The organism is Pseudoalteromonas sp. S558, assembly GCF_005886635.1.
GTDB classification, from domain to species: Bacteria; Pseudomonadota; Gammaproteobacteria; order Enterobacterales; family Alteromonadaceae; genus Pseudoalteromonas; species Pseudoalteromonas aliena.
On record NZ_PNDU01000532.1, the window covers coordinates 1 to 560 of the forward strand.

The 560-nt window shown below is 34.8% G+C and carries 1 protein-coding gene; it reads left to right on the forward strand.

Annotated features, from left to right (window positions below):
* Positions 1 to 86: 86 nt before the first annotated feature.
* A partial coding sequence (locus tag CWB66_RS21295; RefSeq protein WP_171037560.1) for a PepSY domain-containing protein occupies positions 87 to 560 on the forward strand: 474 nt, incomplete at its 3' end.

Consider the following 560-nt stretch of genomic DNA (forward strand, 5'->3'; position numbering starts at 1 on the left):
TTAGGAAAGTCACCCCACAAGCTTTTAAATAAAAATGATAGTTGTTATCATGCGTAAACAATAAATAACTGCATACAAAATCATCTATGAGAAAAACTCTTTTTAAAATACACAGTTGGATTGCTCTTATTGCAATCATTCCACTGATTGTTATTAGCATTACAGGCAGTGTATTAGTTTTTAAAAGTGAAATAGATGGCTTGCTGATGCCAAACAGTCATTTTGTTGTAAAAGCATTACCTGAACGCATGCCAATCGATAAATTAATCTCGAATACAGAAAATGCGTACCCTGAGTATGTAATAGGCAGCTGGGAAATATTTAACGGCGATACAGCAGATCGAGTTTATTTAGTGAAACGCGGTACTGAGCAATGGTATAAGTTTCATTTAAATCAATATACTGGTGATATATTGTCAGAGCCTGTCGGCACTAGCCACTATTTTACCGATTGGTTTCTAGAGCTACACTACACGTTTTTACTTAACGACTTCAAAAGTTTACCTGGGCAAACTGGGACTGTACTCGGATTCTTTTTTGCTCTATTTTTATTAGTATTA